Genomic DNA, 14906 nt, shown 5'->3' with positions numbered 1-14906 from the left:
GAGACGTAGAATGAAAGTTGAGCATAAAATCGAAGTAAGACGGAGGAATAGAAGATGAGCCAGTTAACGGAAGAAACATGGGTGGCGGACATTGTGAAAGCAGTACCCAAAACGGGAGATCTGTTCCGCAAATTGAGGATTGATTTCTGCTGTGGAGGGAAAATATCGCTCCGTGAAGCAGCAGCCAATCAAGGTCTCCACGCTGGTGAACTGCTGACGCAGATACATGAAGTGGAAAAAAAGCAGGCACAGCATAAGCAAATGCAACCTCCTTCACTCGAACCAAAAGAACTAATCGCCTATATTCAAAATGAGTATCATACGAAGCTTCGGGAAGAACTATCGGCGTTAACGCCGTATGTAACCAAACTAACGCGGGTTCACGGCGAACGTTATCCGCATCTAAAGCGAGTTAATGAACTGTTCACCTTGCTTAAACAGGAAATATCGGAACATATTCAATATGAGGAGGACCTTGTGTTTCCGATGATTGAAGCATTTTTACAGGAATCAACAGTGGAACAAGCAGATGAATTAAATCCAATTTTGTCCAAGTTGCAAGACGAACATCAAACGGTGGTGGAATTCCTGAAGGAAATGCGTTTGATCACAAACGGCTTTGAGCCGATGCAGGAAGCTTGTGGTACGCACCGACTCGTATTGAAGCGGTTAGAAGACCTGGAAGCAGATATTTTTAATCATATTCTTCTTGAGAATTGTACGCTAGTTGAACGTACGAGACAGGCACAGCTAGTAGCGAAACCTATTAATTGATGATGAACTAACATGAGGAGCCGAACCAAATGCATAAATTAATTAAAAGTAGCACGGTTTTCGTTTTGGTTATTTCCATCATTTTATTACTTTCAGGGTGCGGTGCGGGGCAACAATCAGCTTCAAATGATAGTAGCCCGGCTCAGAACAATGAGGCCTCCAGTCAGGATGCTTCGAAAAAGGCCGAAACTATTGAGCTTACCATATCCGCAGCAGCCAGCTTAACGGATGCGCTCAAAGAAATTCAGCATTTATACGAATCAAACCATCCAGGCCTCAAACTGAATTTTAATTTCGGCGGCTCTGGTGCGCTTGAAAAACAAATTGAGCAAGGAGCGCCGTCGGATTTGTTTCTGTCCGCTTCGAAGAAAAACATGAAGTCTCTTGTAGATCAGCAGTTAATAGAGAGCAATAAACAAAAAACATGGCTGACGAACGAATTGGTTGCGGTTATCCCTGCAGATGGAACGATGAGCATTGCGGGTGTGACGGATTTAACGCAACAAGAAGTGAAGAAGGTGGCAATTGGCATTCCTGAAAGTGTTCCTGCAGGCAAATATGCACAGGAAGCACTAACGAACGTCAAGCTTTGGGACACGTTACAGAGCAAGCTGGTTCAAGCAAAAGACGTTAGACAAGTGCTGCAATATGTGGAAACTGGGAATGCTGATGTCGGATTTGTATATAAAACAGATGCGTTGACTTCACAAAAGGCAAAAATCGCCTTTGAGGTAGATCCTACAACCTATTCACCTGTTGAGTATCCAATCGGGATTGTCAAAGCCTCCAAGCACATTCAAGAAGCCGAAGACTTTTATGCATACCTACAATCGCAAGAATCTCTGAATATTATGGCTAAGTATGGATTTACCATACCGAAGTGAGCATGCAAGATATAGATTGGAATGAATATTGGCCTCCTATCCGATTATCGTTGCAGGTTGCACTGTTATCCAGCGTTATAGTAATCATATTAGGCTTGCTTGTGGCATGGTCCATGTCGAGGTTAGGATTATTTAAAGGGAAAACGGTGGTTGAAACCGTGCTTATGCTGCCTTTGGTGCTCCCGCCGACGGTTGTTGGTTTTTTGCTGTTAATATTACTTGGACGAAAAAGCGGGTTCGGACGTTTTGTGGAGCAATGGTTTGGCGAACCTATTATATTTTCGTGGTGGGCTGGGGTTGTAGCAGCGGTGGTAGTGGCTTTTCCTCTTGTCTATCGGACGCTGAGAATGGGATTGTCTTCTGTTGACCGGGACTTGGAAAACGCGGGACGTTCGATGGGTGCAAGTGAATGGCAGGTTTTTCGATATATCACCTTCCCTTTAATTTTCCCTTCTTTTAAAGCTGCCTTTATACTCGGCTTTGCCCGCGGCCTGGGCGAATTTGGTGCTACGCTGATGATTGCCGGAAATATTCCGGGTAAAACACAAACGATTCCGACGGCCATTTATATTGCGGTGGATGCTGGTCATCTTCCTATGGCCTGGGCCTGGACATGCTCTATCATACTCATTTCTTTTATCATGCTCCTGTTAACAGGCCAAAAGAACAATTAATCACTTCATATAAGCTTCCCTTTAGCAGAGGGAGGCTTTTTTATATCTTTCCATAGAACGAGGGATTTCCTGTAGCGCTATAGGACATTCCCTAATGGGAACAGCGATGAATGAATTACATAATGAGAGTAAGCGAATGAACCTTCCCATGGAACTTGCGTTGGGATGATTTATTCTAAAAAGGAGTGTTGGTCATCGATGAAAAAGAAATACAACCTCAACTTTTTTAAACCGATCGAAAGCTATTCGGGAAATTGGTCAATCCTTGAGGAAAAAAATAGAGAATGGGAAAACGTGTACCGTCAGCGTTGGTCTCACGACAAAGTGGTTCGGACGACTCACGGAGTGAACTGCACCGGTTCCTGTAGTTGGAAGGTTTTTGTCAAAAACGGCATCATCACTTGGGAAAATCAACAGATCGATTATCCTTCCTGCGGTGTAGATATGCCAGAATTCGAACCGCGCGGATGCCCGCGTGGCGCTACATTTTCCTGGTATGAATATAGTCCATTACGCGTGAAATACCCTTATATGCGCGGCAAGCTATTACGACTTTGGCAGGCTGCCATCCAGGAACATGCCAATCCCGTGGAAGCCTGGGCAAGCATTGTGGAAGATCCGGAGAAAGCTAAGCTCTACAAAGCAGCTCGCGGAAAAGGCGGTCATGTCCGTGTCGCTTGGGACGATGTCCTGCGTCTGATCTCGGCGCAACTTATCTATACCATTCGTAAGTATGGTCCCGACCGGATCGCGGGCTTTACGCCAATACCGGCGATGTCAATGATAAGCTACGCTTCAGGAGCCCGATTCATTTCGCTTCTTGGTGGACAGATGTTGAGTTTCTATGACTGGTATGCCGACCTTCCACCTTCATCTCCTCAAATTTGGGGTGAGCAGACGGATGTACCGGAATCTTCTGATTGGTACAATGCAGGTTACCTGATCATGTGGGGATCGAACGTACCGCTTACCCGGACACCAGACGCTCATTTTATGACGGAAGTACGTTATAAGGGAACAAAAGTTGTATCAGTGGCTCCCGACTTGGCGGAGAATGTGAAGTTCGCTGACAACTGGCTTGCACCACATCCGGGTACAGATGCTGCTATAGCCCAGGCTATGACACATGTTATTTTGGATGAGTTTTACAAAGAGCGCCAAGAACCGATGTTCATTAACTATGCCAAACAATATACAGATATGCCGTTTATGATTCTGCTTGATCCGCACGAAGGAGCCTGGAAAGGTGGACGTTTTCTCCGGGCGAGTGACCTTGGGGATGTTTCGCAGCATGCGGACTGGAAGCCGGTCATATATGACGAAGCGGCGGGGGAAATGCTGGTTCCGAACGGTACGATGGGACAGCGCTGGGAGCAGGATAAGAAATGGAACCTGATTCTGGAGCGGGAAGACGGAACAAAAGTTGAGCCCGCACTCACTGTGGAAGGTCATGGTGAGCAATGGGAAGAAATCGTATTCCCTTATTTTGATAACGCGGGTAATGGAACATTCAAACGAGTAATTCCGGTCAAAAAAGTACGCCTAGCAGATGGCTCGGAACGTTACGTAGCAACCGTGTACGATTTGATGATGAGCCAGTACGGTGTCGCACGCAATGACAGCTCTCATAACGCCAAGAATTATTACGACGAAGCTTCGCATTATACCCCTGCCTGGCAGGAGAAGATCACAGGTGTGAAGGCGTCTGTTGTAGTACAGATTGCTCGGGAATTTGCTCAAAATGCTATCGATACCAAAGGACGCTCCATGATTATTATGGGTGCGGGTATCAACCACTGGTTCAACAGTGACACGATCTATCGGTCCATCTTGAATCTTGTCGTGTTGACTGCTTCGCAAGGTGTAAACGGTGGAGGCTGGGCGCATTATGTTGGCCAAGAAAAGCTCCGCCCAATCGAAGGCTGGTCAACGATTGCTTTTGCAAAAGACTGGCAAGGGGCGGCTCGACAGCAAAATGCTACATCGTTTTTCTACTTTGCAACAGAGCAGTGGCGTTACGAAGAAAGTGGAACAGACACCTTGAAGTCACCGACTGGCGGGGATGTCAGTTACAGACATCCAGCAGACTACAACGTGCTCGCAGCGCGTCTGGGTTGGCTGCCTTCTTATCCACAGTTTAATAAAAATAGTCTGCTGTTCGCCGAAGAGGCTGCGCAATTAGGCAAGAAGTCCAACGAGGAAATCATTAATCATTCTGTGGAAGAGATTAAATCACGCAAGACACGCTTCGCTGTAGAAGATCCTGGGGCGGCCGAGAACTTCCCGCGTTCACTCTTTGTTTGGAGATCCAATCTGATTTCCAGTTCGGCGAAGGGACAAGAGTATTTCATGAAGCATTTACTCGGAGCATCTGATGCCCTGCTTGCCCGGCCGAACGAGGAGCAGAAACCGGAGGAAATCGTCTGGAGAGAAGATGTAGAAGGAAAGCTTGATTTGATGGTGGCACTTGATTTCCGGATGACGACAACCCCATTGTACGCGGACATCGTGCTTCCGGCGGCAACCTGGTACGAGAAAACGGATTTGTCGTCAACCGATATGCATCCTTTCGTACACCCGTTTAATCCGGCCGTTAATCCACTGTGGGAATCTCGTGCAGACTGGGATATTTACCGCCAGCTTTCCGAAGTCTTTTCTGATATGGCGAAAGAGTACCTGCCAGGTATATATAAAGACCTTGTGACCGCGCCGCTCGCACACGACAGTGTGGGTGAAATTTCACAGCCGATGGGTCTTGTAAAGGATTGGACGAAGGGTGAGATTGAAGCAACCCCGGGTAAAACCATGCCGAATTTCAGCATCATCGAACGTGACTATACTAAAATTCACGATAAATTTATCTCACTCGGTCCGAATTTGACTACTGGGAAAGCAGGTGCGCATGGCGTCAGCTTCTCCGTAGCAGAAGAATATGAGGAAATGAAAAAGTTGAACGGAGTTTATTATGATGAGTCCATTAAAGACGGACTGCCAAAAATCCAGACAGCTCGCCAAGTGGCCAATGCAATTCTTCATCTTTCATCCGCGACTAATGGACGGGTGTCGCAAAAGGCTTATGAGCAGGCAGAAGAGCTTCACGGTGTTGAACTTAAAGACATCTCGGCCGATCGGGCAGCGGAAAGGATCACTTTCCAAAGTATCACGGCACAGCCTCGGGAAGTTATACCGACACCAGTATTCACTGGATCGAACAAGAAGGGACGCCGCTATTCACCATTTACAACGAATATTGAACGTCTCGTTCCGTTTCGTACTCTGACAGGAAGACAGCATTTCTATATTGATCATGAGATTTTCCAACAATTTGGAGAATCATTGCCGATCTACAAACCGACGCTGCCACCGATGGTGTTCGGTCCTCGAGATCGGGAAATAAAAGGCGGACAAGATTCACTCGTGCTTCGCTATCTGACACCGCACGGTAAATGGAATATTCACTCCACCTACCAGGATAACCAGCACATGCTTACGCTGTTTCGTGGAGGTCCTACCGTGTGGATCAACAATGAAGACGCAGAGGCGCACGATCTTGCTGACAATGACTGGGTAGAGGTATACAACCGTAATGGCGTCGTAACCGCCCGGGCCGTTGTCAGCCATCGGATGCCAAGAGGGACTATGTTCATGTACCATGCTCAGGATAAGCACATTCAAGTGCCAGGCTCTGAAATCACGGATACACGCGGCGGTAGTCACAACGCACCAACAAGAATTCATCTCAAACCAACACAGATGGTCGGTGGATATGCTCAGCTTAGTTATGGATTCAACTATTATGGTCCAATCGGCAACCAGCGTGATGTGTACGTTGCGGTACGTAAAATGAAGGAGGTTAACTGGCTTGAAGATTAAAGCTCAAATTGCCATGGTCATGAACCTGGATAAATGTATTGGCTGCCATACGTGCAGCGTGACATGTAAAACAACCTGGACGAACCGCAAAGGTGCGGAATATATGTGGTTCAACAATGTGGAAACCAAACCCGGTATCGGTTATCCGAAGCGTTGGGAGGATCAGGAACTATATAAAGGCGGCTGGCAGCTGCGCAAAGGGAAACTGGAGCTGAAGTCAGGCAACAAGCTGTCCAAGATAGCGCTGGGTAAGATTTTTTACAATCCAGACATGCCGGAAATGAAAGATTATTATGAGCCTTGGACTTACAATTACGAGCAGCTGACCAATGCTGGTGAGCAGAAGCATTCACCTGTGGCACGCGCACATTCTGCGGTAACCGGTGAGAAAATGGATTTGGAGTGGGGTCCAAACTGGGAAGATGACCTGGCGGGTGCGCATGTAACCGGTCCGCTTGATCCAAATATTCAGAAAATCGAAGAAGAGATTAAATTTAACTTTGAGAAGTCCTTCATGGTTTATCTCCCACGGCTTTGCGAACATTGCCTAAATCCAAGCTGTGTCGCGTCCTGTCCTTCGGGAGCCATGTACAAACGGGACGAGGACGGAATCGTGCTCGTGGATCAGGAAGCCTGCCGTGGCTGGCGGTATTGCATGACGGGCTGTCCTTACAAAAAAGTGTACTTTAACTGGCAGACGAATAAAGCGGAAAAATGTACCTTCTGTTTCCCACGTGTGGAAGCTGGCCTGCCGACGGTCTGCTCCGAGACATGTACAGGACGAATTCGCTACCTCGGCGTTATGCTGTATGACGCGGATCGAGTGCTTGAGGCCGCTTCTACGCAGGATGAGAAAGAGCTTTATAAAGCGCAGTGCGACCTGTTTATGGATCCAAGTGATCCGGCAGTGATTGCTCAAGCGAGAAAAGACGGTATCTCGGAGGATTGGATTGAAGCAGCGCAGAACTCGCCGGTCTACAAGCTTGCCATTGAGCACAAGCTGGCATTCCCGCTTCATCCGGAATATCGCACATTACCTATGGTCTGGTATGTGCCACCACTCAGTCCGATCATGAATTACTTTGAAGGGAAAGACTCGATTGAGAATCCCGATATGATCTTTCCGGCTATCGAAGAGATGCGTACCCCTATTCAGTACCTTGCCAATATGCTGACGGCGGGCGACACACAAACTGTGAAAGAATCCTTGCAACGAATGGCTATGATGCGCTCCTATATGCGTGCACAGTCCACAGGACAATCTTTCGATGAAAGCCGTCTTGAGCGCATCGGCATGACACCGCGGCAGACCGAGCAGATGTATCGACTTCTGGCGATTGCCAAGTATGAGGATCGTTTCGTCATTCCGACATCGCATAAAGAAGGATATTCGAATCCGTACCGGGCTCAAGGATCTGCGGGTTACGGCGATACCATGGGCAACATGGGTTCAGGCTCTGGATGTGATGGCTGTAGTATGGCAAGTTCGATGGGGATGGAAGAGCCTTTAAAAACTGGAAAAGAAATGTACGAAGAAAACTTCTACGGGGGTATTTGGCGTGATTAATGTAGCGAAGTTGTATGAATGCAAGCCATCATTCGGGTTTTTCGCTCAGCAACTCATGTACCCGGAAAAGCTGGATTTTCATCCGGCTTTTCTGGAAGCATCGTTTGATCCGAACCATCCGGCATATACGTATGCGAACACCTACTGGTCCCTTATGCAAGAGTTCAGTATGGAAGAGATTCAGGAGATGTATACAGAAACCTTTGATTTTCAAAAAAATTGTGCACTATATATGACTTACTTTAAATTCGAAGATGCAAAAGAACGGGGACAAATGTTGGTCAAGTTAAAGGTGCTATATGAGATGTACGGTCTTGAAATGCCAGATGGAGAGCTGCCAGATTACCTTCCGCTCATGTGTGAATTTCTGTATGCCGCCGAATGGGCGCAAGATCCGAAGACGACAGAAAACTTCCGCATGCCAATCGCGATCCTGGAAGACGGCACATATCATTTGCTTAAAGCGCTGGAAAAAATGGAAAGCCCGTATTTTCATCTGGTGAAGGGACTGCGCGAAACGCTTAAAGCTTGCGTAGAACAGGAGGCAGCTACGCTATGATGATGCTAGAGCAGTTTTTATGGGTCATTTTCCCCTATATGTGCGTGGTCGTCTTTATTGTAGGCCATATTTTTCGCTACAGAAACGACCAGTTTAATTGGACAGCGAAATCAAGTGAATTTATTGAAAAGAAACAATTGATGATCGGAAGCCTCTTATTCCACCTGGGTATTATCCCGGTTATTATGGGTCATGTGTCTGGTCTGGGCATACCGAAAACCTGGATGCATGCACTGGGTGTAAATGATCATCTGTATCATATTGGAGCAGTTTATATTGGTGGTATATTTGGAGCGATGACGTTCCTCGGTATGTTGATTCTCACCTCTCGTCGTTTTACAATACGCAATGTGCGCCATTTAAGTTCGGCGTCTGATTTGATTGTAAACGTATTGCTTTTGGCCATTGTATGCATGGGGATGTTTGCGACTCTCGTAACGAATGCGGTACAGCCGGAATTCGATTATCGGGAGACGATCTCAATCTGGTTCCGCGGTTTATTTATATTCCGTGTCGACCCGACACTGATGAGAGACGTACCAATATCTTTCAAGCTTCATATCCTTATGGCCTTTGCGATTTTTGCATTCTGGCCGTTTACCCGGCTTGTACATGTGTGGAGTGTTCCGTTGAATTATGTGCGCAGAAGTTATATCCTTTACAGAAGACATAAATCGAATTAGGAAAGCGGGCTCTGCCTTCTTTCCTAATTCTATTAGGAGAGAGCGATGAATAATAGGATGGATTATCAAAGGGAGCTTGAGCGAATACGCGAACATTTCGGTTATGATTTCATGGCGCTTGCTCTGGTTGAACCGGCCGAATATCAATACGTAATTAAATGGAAAAATGCAGCCGGTAATTTAAATGATCGCTTTAAGCGAATTGTACTGCAATCCGGAAAGGGCATAGCAGGAGTCGTGTTCAAAACTGGGAAATCCGTTTTCATTCCATCTGTTCATCAATATGTGGGGGCAGACAACCTGTTTAACTACCCGATCGTTCAATCCGAGAAACTTAAGAGTCTCGGGGCTGTTCCCCTATGGAATGATGCTCGCGTCGCGGGCGTACTGCTTGGTGGATTTCGGGAAGAACTGCTGATGACCGCAGCCATGATGCGTGATTTGGAAGCTTTGGCGCATAGGGGATTTGGAGAGTTGAACGGGAAGGAAGTGATGTAATTGACATTATCTGTAGGGACTGGCTCTTTGAATGCGCTAATGGTGAAGTTGTTTGAGAACAGTACAGAAGCCATTTTCTTTTTTGATGGGCAAGGGAACACCCTAGCTATGAACCCGGCAGCGGAGGAGATTGTGAGCGATGACGTCCTCATTCAACTCTATGAAGGGAAGGAAAAAGCTTTGTGTGGAACATGCAGGGGCTATACAAGCGAAACGGAGCCCCGTACCTGCCTTGATTGTTATTTCAATATGCCAGAATCCAAGGATTTCGCTTCTTTTCAGGTTTATCTGGAAACAAAGAGCAACGGAATGATCCCCTATGCCGCTTCTTTTCACACCATTGATTCTGAACATGGAACAAGGGTGTTGATGTTGAGGGACTTGACTCCGCAATTTCAGACGCAGGAGAAATTGTATCAAAACAAAATGATGAAGCATGTCATTGAAGCGCAGGAGAATGAGCGTAAACGGCTTTCCAGGGAACTGCACGACAGCGTCGCCCAGGAATTGATGAGCGCGGTTGTTGAGCTGCGGGTGTTAAAATACATGACGAATGATGAACAGCTTATCAAAAACATGAAGCAGACCGAAGCATCCATGACGCGGTTGCTGGATGATATTCGTAACCTGTCTGTGGAACTACGTCCCGCTACACTTGATGATTTTGGGCTTGAAGCGGCCTTTCGTTCTCATTTCAAGAGGGTCGAGCAAAGCTTTGGTCTTGTCGTTGAATTTGTGTCGGATCTTCCCCAAAAGCGATATGGAAGTGAAAAGGAAACGGTCATTTACCGTGTCTGCCAGGAGGCTGTTCTCAATGCCTTGAAGTATGCCCAGGTAGATATGGTTAAAGTTTCTTTGTCTGAGCACGATCATACGCTTCGTTTGACTGTAGAGGACGATGGGGTTGGCTTTGAAAAGGGGAGCAACCCTATTGGAACGGGACTTGGTTTATATGGCATGCAGGAGCGAGCAGAGCTGGTAGGCGGAAGTTTTGGCGTCCTTTCGAATGTGGGTCAAGGAACCAAAGTATTTTTAAAAATTCCGATTGGACATGAGGAGGAGTAAAGACGTGATCAAAATTGTGTTAGCGGATGACCATGCAATTGTACGGAGCGGATTTTCCATGATTTTGAACTTCCAATCGGATATGGAGGTTGTTGGAACGGCTGCAGACGGCATTGAAGCGTATACAATGGTAGCTAAATATCGTCCAGATATTCTGATCATGGACCTCAGCATGCCCCCAGGCGAGAGTGGATTGATCGCCACAGGCAAGATTAAAGAAGACCACCCTGATACTAAAATTCTGATTCTGACCATGCATGATGATGAAGAATATCTTTTTCATATTTTAAAGAATGGTGCTTCAGGGTATGTTTTGAAAAATGCTCCAGATGAGGAGCTATTACTTGCCATACGAACCATTCATGGGGGTGGGACTTATATCCATCCTAAAATGGCTACTTCTCTCGTTCGTGAGTTTATCAAAAAAGATACGACGTCACAATCAGAAGATCCTTATGAGATCCTGTCCAAGCGGGAACTGGAGATTCTGCCTCTGGTCGCAAAAGGTTACGGTAACAAGGAAGTTGCGGAAAAGCTGTTCATCTCTGTCAAGACGGTGGAAGCGAACAAAGCGAAGATCATGGAAAAATTGAATTTAAGAAGCCGGCCTGAACTGGTCCAATATGCATTAAAGAAAAAAATGCTGGATTTTTAGCCGATGAATGGAGGAAATCCGCGTGCTGGAAAATGAGAAACTGCGCTTTTCCAAACCTGCCATGCGTATTCTTGAAAATGAGCATCGATATCTAACCTATCTGATGGATGAATGGCATGCCATTGTATTGTGGTTTGAGCAGCACAGAATACTAGATTTGGAAGAAGGCCGCAAGCAACTGGAAAAACTGAGAATGCAGATTATCGACTTTAGGGTACCCCTCAAGAAACATACCGAAAAGGAAGAAGAACACTTCTTTTCTATGCTAGGAACCTACATTGGTTTTGAGCAGGGGCCGCTCGTCGGTATACAGGAGGAGCACCGTGAAATAGAGGGCTATATCGATCATTTTCTTCATCAGACGGAGGGCGATTTGAGTTTGCTCACGCTTGATGACATTCAGGAGGCAGCCCAGAACGCGGGAGAGGCCTTTGAAGTGCTGACTGTACATTTTATAAAAGAAGAAACTGTACTTTTTCCTATGGCAGAGCAACAGATCAATCGGAATGATCTAACCAAGTTATGTGACAAATTAAATACACTTATCTCTTAAAAAGACCAAGTCGCTTCTTACAGAAGCGGCTTTTTATATTTTCAGGGAGTCCCCTGCCAGGTAAAGGGGAGTCCCCTATATTCGAATGGATCGGCTAGCGGCTACAATGGGGACAGAAAATTCAAATAATAATTCGACAGAAAAAACGTTGAAAAGGTGAGTTAAATGATTAGAAAAATGCAGTTGCCGCTACAAACATTGAACTTGATTCTTGGATTCATGGTATGGGTTATCATTTCTTCGCTTATGCCGTTCATTACGGAGGATATTGCTATTCCACCCGGAAAATTGGCCATGGTCACGGCGATTCCGGTCGTGCTGGGATCGGTTCTGCGCATTCCGCTTGGTTATTATGCCAACATCTTCGGAGCAAGAATCGTTTTTCTCGTTAGCTTTATTTTGCTTTTGTTTCCCGTCTACTATATCAGTGAAGCTTCTACGATGACAGATTTAATTATTGGTGGCTTGTTCCTTGGAATTGGAGGAGCAGTGTTCTCGGTTGGGGTGACTTCGCTACCGAAGTATTATCCAAAGGAAAAGCATGGGTTTGTAAATGGAATGTATGGTATAGGAAATTTGGGAACAGCCGTCACTACCTTCTCGGCCCCTATTGTGGCTACCCAAATGGGCTGGGCCCCTACAGTGAAGCTGTATCTCATTCTGCTGCTTGTTTTTATCGTTTTGAATTTCTTCTTAGGGGACCGTCATGAAGCTAAAGTAAAGACGCCCATTATGGAGCAGATTAAAGGGGTTTACAAAAATGAGAAGCTTTGGTTTTTCTCGCTCTTTTATTTTATTACATTTGGCTCATTTGTAGCGTTCACGGTGTACTTGCCGAATTTCCTGGTATCAAATTTTGAACTGACCAAAGTGGATGCAGGGATGCGTACAGCAGGCTTCATAGCGATTGCCACTTTCTTCCGCCCCATCGGTGGCTGGCTGGCGGATCGGTTTCAGCCCCTGTTCCTGCTGGTAGGCACGTTCTCTGTTTATACGGTCGCTGCGATTCTTTTGGCTTTTTCACCAGGGATTACCCTGTATACAGTAGGCTGCTTGGCGATCGCTGTATGTGCTGGAGTGGGGAACGGCGTCATCTTCAAGCTAGTTCCATTTTATTTTAATAAACAAGCAGGTATAGTTAACGGAATTGTATCCATGATGGGCGGTCTCGGTGGCTTTTTCCCTCCGATCTTGTTGTCGACGATTCATGCCGTTACTGGCCATTATTCCATTGGATTCATGCTACTCTCCCAAGTGGCGCTGGCTAGCCTGATCCTTGTCATATGGCTGTATTATCAAGGGACACAATCTAATGAATGATCGTTATTCCAGACAGATCTTATTTAGACCCATTGGTGGCGAAGGGCAGCGTAATCTATCCGCTGCTGTCGTCACCATTATCGGTTGCGGGGCACTGGGTTCCGCCATCGCCGAAACATTGGTAAGAGCGGGCGTTGGGGAGCTCCATCTTGTTGACAGGGACTATGTAGAGATGTCGAATCTGCAACGTCAGCAGCTGTTCACGGAGCAGGACGCCGCGGAAATGCAGCCCAAGGTTATGGCAGCCGAAAAAAGGCTGAAAGCCATACGAGAAGACGTACGCTTGCACACATATCTCGATAATTTGGATGCCGGGCTTGTTCAAGAACTTGCCAGCAAGAGTATATTACTGATGGATGCTACGGACAATTTCGAAACTCGTCTGCTGATCAACGATGCTGCACTGAAGGCAGGAATTCCATGGATTTACGGAGCCTGTGTTGGAAGCACAGGCGTTGTTTTTCCATTCGTGCCGGGCGAGTCAGCTTGTTTACGCTGCCTTCTGCCATCGCTGCCTGCGATCAATCAGACCTGCGATACGGCTGGAATCATCTCACCCGCAGTTCAGGTGACAGCCGCCCTCCAATGTGCAGAAGCCATGAAGTGGCTGAGCGGCGGACGTGATAAGATGCGCCGCAAGGTTCATCTATTTGATCTATGGGAGAACACGCAGATGGACATAGGGATTTCCCGCATCCGTAACCAAGATTGTCCAACCTGTGGAGAACATCCTACGTTTCCTGCACTGACAGCATCACGTCGCTCGGCGTATGCTGCTCTGTGCGGACGGAACGTGGTACAGGTTCTTCCAGACCCACAACGTCCGATCACGCTCGATGATGCAGAGAAAATGGGCAGGCTTATAGCAGATCGTGTAAAAAGAACCCCTTATTTCGTTGAATTTTATGCTTTTAAGCACCGAATGATTTTATTCAAAAACGGAAGGCTTCTCATACACGGTGTACGGAGTGTTGCCAACGGTCAAAAACTATATCATCAGCTGTTCGGTTAAATGAGATATAGATACAATAAGCAGAAATATTTAAAAGAGTCTGTCACCGGAGAGTGGCTTGTCCGGTGGCTGGAAGGTGGAAAAGATGAGTGTATTTGAAATCGTGACGGAGCCCATTATCCCGCAGGCTTATGCGGATTATGTCCTAAGGCCGGAAGCAGGAGCGGTGACTGTTTTTACAGGGCACGTACGAGAATGGACTCAAGGCGTACGGACCTTATACCTTGCTTATGAGGCCTATGTCCCCATGGCCCAAAAAAAACTCACAGAGATTGGCCGCGAAATCGAACAGAAATGGGAAGGAACGCGAGTGGCGATCGCGCACCGCATTGGCGAGCTTCAAATCGGTGATATTGCCGTTGTCATTGCCGTTTCTTCACCTCACCGTTCGGATGCGTATGAGGCGAATGAATACGCGATCGAGCGAATCAAAGAAATAGTTCCTATTTGGAAACGAGAGATTTGGGAAGATGGAACGCAGTGGGTCGGAGATCAAAAGAAAAAGCCGGGGGAGATCAGTCATGATTAAGCTGTACTACTTTGCGGGACTCCGTGAGGTGACGGGAAAAGCAGAAGAATTGGCAGATTTGGCGGGCCAAACGGTAGGCGATTTATCCAATTGGATAACAGATCAATATCCAGATATGCTGATCAAGTCTGTGCGAATTGCGATAAACGAGGAGTATGCGTTGTCTACGGATGTATTACAGGATGGAGATATTGCAGCCTTCATTCCCCCAGTCAGCGGCGGCTAATGATAACGATGCTAAACAACTAGAAAGGAGGGGG

Annotated in this window: 15 protein-coding genes; all 15 read left to right on the top strand. The window is 46.6% G+C overall.

Going from position 1 to position 14906, the window contains the following annotated elements; genetic code table 11:
- Positions 1-54: 54 nt before the first annotated feature.
- The 15 genes from ric to AC5ELV_RS12790 all read left to right on the top strand — a co-directional run bounded on the left by ric (position 55) and on the right by AC5ELV_RS12790 (position 14872).
- Positions 55-774: an iron-sulfur cluster repair di-iron protein gene (gene ric / locus AC5ELV_RS12860; protein WP_493430520.1), complete on the top strand. Its 720-nt coding sequence runs from the start codon at positions 55-57 to the stop codon at positions 772-774.
- Between the two features lie 29 nt (positions 775-803).
- On the top strand, positions 804-1658 hold the full coding sequence (gene modA / locus AC5ELV_RS12855; RefSeq protein ID WP_493430519.1) for a molybdate ABC transporter substrate-binding protein: 855 nt from the start codon (positions 804-806) through the stop codon (positions 1656-1658).
- Entirely contained in the window at positions 1655-2332 is a 678-nt protein-coding gene (gene modB / locus AC5ELV_RS12850) for a molybdate ABC transporter permease subunit (protein WP_493430518.1), read from the top strand. Before modA ends, modB begins: the two co-directional genes overlap by 4 nt.
- Positions 2333-2530: 198 nt before the next feature.
- Positions 2531-6205, top strand: coding sequence for a nitrate reductase subunit alpha (locus tag AC5ELV_RS12845; protein ID WP_493430517.1), 3675 nt, complete (start codon positions 2531-2533; stop codon positions 6203-6205).
- Positions 6195-7772, top strand: coding sequence for a nitrate reductase subunit beta (narH, locus tag AC5ELV_RS12840; RefSeq protein WP_028542275.1), 1578 nt, complete (start codon positions 6195-6197; stop codon positions 7770-7772). The genes AC5ELV_RS12845 and narH overlap by 11 nt, the downstream gene beginning before the upstream one ends.
- The gene (gene narJ / locus AC5ELV_RS12835; RefSeq protein WP_493430516.1) at positions 7765-8331 is read left to right on the top strand and encodes a nitrate reductase molybdenum cofactor assembly chaperone; all 567 of its coding nucleotides are present in this window, start codon (positions 7765-7767) and stop codon (positions 8329-8331) included. Before narH ends, narJ begins: the two co-directional genes overlap by 8 nt.
- Complete coding sequence (gene narI, locus AC5ELV_RS12830) at positions 8331-9014, top strand: respiratory nitrate reductase subunit gamma (RefSeq protein WP_493430703.1); 684 nt, start codon at positions 8331-8333, stop codon at positions 9012-9014. The genes narJ and narI overlap by 1 nt, the downstream gene beginning before the upstream one ends.
- A 45-nt stretch (positions 9015-9059) precedes the next feature.
- The gene (locus AC5ELV_RS12825; RefSeq protein WP_029515512.1) at positions 9060-9512 is read left to right on the top strand and encodes a GAF domain-containing protein; all 453 of its coding nucleotides are present in this window, start codon (positions 9060-9062) and stop codon (positions 9510-9512) included.
- A complete protein-coding gene (locus tag AC5ELV_RS12820; RefSeq protein ID WP_039274412.1) occupies positions 9513-10577 on the top strand; it encodes a PAS domain-containing sensor histidine kinase in 1065 nt (354 codons plus the stop codon). It abuts the gene before it with no gap.
- Positions 10578-10584: 7 nt separating this feature from the next.
- The gene (locus AC5ELV_RS12815) at positions 10585-11232 is read left to right on the top strand and encodes a response regulator transcription factor (RefSeq protein WP_023989699.1); all 648 of its coding nucleotides are present in this window, start codon (positions 10585-10587) and stop codon (positions 11230-11232) included.
- A gap of 22 nt (positions 11233-11254) precedes the next feature.
- Complete coding sequence (locus AC5ELV_RS12810; protein WP_493430515.1) at positions 11255-11785, top strand: hemerythrin domain-containing protein; 531 nt, start codon at positions 11255-11257, stop codon at positions 11783-11785.
- 165 nt (positions 11786-11950) lie between these two features.
- A complete protein-coding gene (locus tag AC5ELV_RS12805) occupies positions 11951-13105 on the top strand; it encodes a nitrate/nitrite transporter (RefSeq protein ID WP_493430514.1) in 1155 nt (384 codons plus the stop codon).
- Positions 13098-14117: a ThiF family adenylyltransferase gene (locus AC5ELV_RS12800; protein ID WP_493430513.1), complete on the top strand. Its 1020-nt coding sequence runs from the start codon at positions 13098-13100 to the stop codon at positions 14115-14117. The genes AC5ELV_RS12805 and AC5ELV_RS12800 overlap by 8 nt, the downstream gene beginning before the upstream one ends.
- Before the next feature lie 85 nt (positions 14118-14202).
- Positions 14203-14646 carry a molybdenum cofactor biosynthesis protein MoaE gene (locus tag AC5ELV_RS12795; RefSeq protein ID WP_149093834.1) on the top strand — a complete coding sequence of 148 codons (444 nt, stop codon included), beginning with the start codon at positions 14203-14205 and terminating at the stop codon, positions 14644-14646.
- A complete protein-coding gene (locus AC5ELV_RS12790; protein ID WP_493430512.1) occupies positions 14639-14872 on the top strand; it encodes a MoaD/ThiS family protein in 234 nt (77 codons plus the stop codon). The genes AC5ELV_RS12795 and AC5ELV_RS12790 overlap by 8 nt, the downstream gene beginning before the upstream one ends.
- Positions 14873-14906: the final 34 nt, after the last annotated feature.

Source organism: Paenibacillus sp. NMA1017, from assembly GCF_058895805.1.
This window is presented reverse-complemented; position numbering and strand designations above follow the sequence as displayed.

Bases quoted from the DNA above. Each gene is read 5' to 3' on its own strand.
- ric (WP_493430520.1), top strand. From the start codon at position 55: ATGAGCCAGTTAACGGAAGAAACATGGGTGGCGGACATTGTGAAAGCA.
- modA (WP_493430519.1), top strand. From the start codon at position 804: ATGCATAAATTAATTAAAAGTAGCACGGTTTTCGTTTTGGTTATTTCC.
- AC5ELV_RS12845 (WP_493430517.1), top strand. From the start codon at position 2,531: ATGAAAAAGAAATACAACCTCAACTTTTTTAAACCGATCGAAAGCTAT.
- narI (WP_493430703.1), top strand. From the start codon at position 8,331: ATGATGCTAGAGCAGTTTTTATGGGTCATTTTCCCCTATATGTGCGTG.
- AC5ELV_RS12825 (WP_029515512.1), top strand. From the start codon at position 9,060: ATGAATAATAGGATGGATTATCAAAGGGAGCTTGAGCGAATACGCGAA.
- AC5ELV_RS12805 (WP_493430514.1), top strand. From the start codon at position 11,951: ATGATTAGAAAAATGCAGTTGCCGCTACAAACATTGAACTTGATTCTT.
- AC5ELV_RS12800 (WP_493430513.1), top strand. From the start codon at position 13,098: ATGAATGATCGTTATTCCAGACAGATCTTATTTAGACCCATTGGTGGC.
- AC5ELV_RS12795 (WP_149093834.1), top strand. From the start codon at position 14,203: ATGAGTGTATTTGAAATCGTGACGGAGCCCATTATCCCGCAGGCTTAT.
- AC5ELV_RS12790 (WP_493430512.1), top strand. From the start codon at position 14,639: ATGATTAAGCTGTACTACTTTGCGGGACTCCGTGAGGTGACGGGAAAA.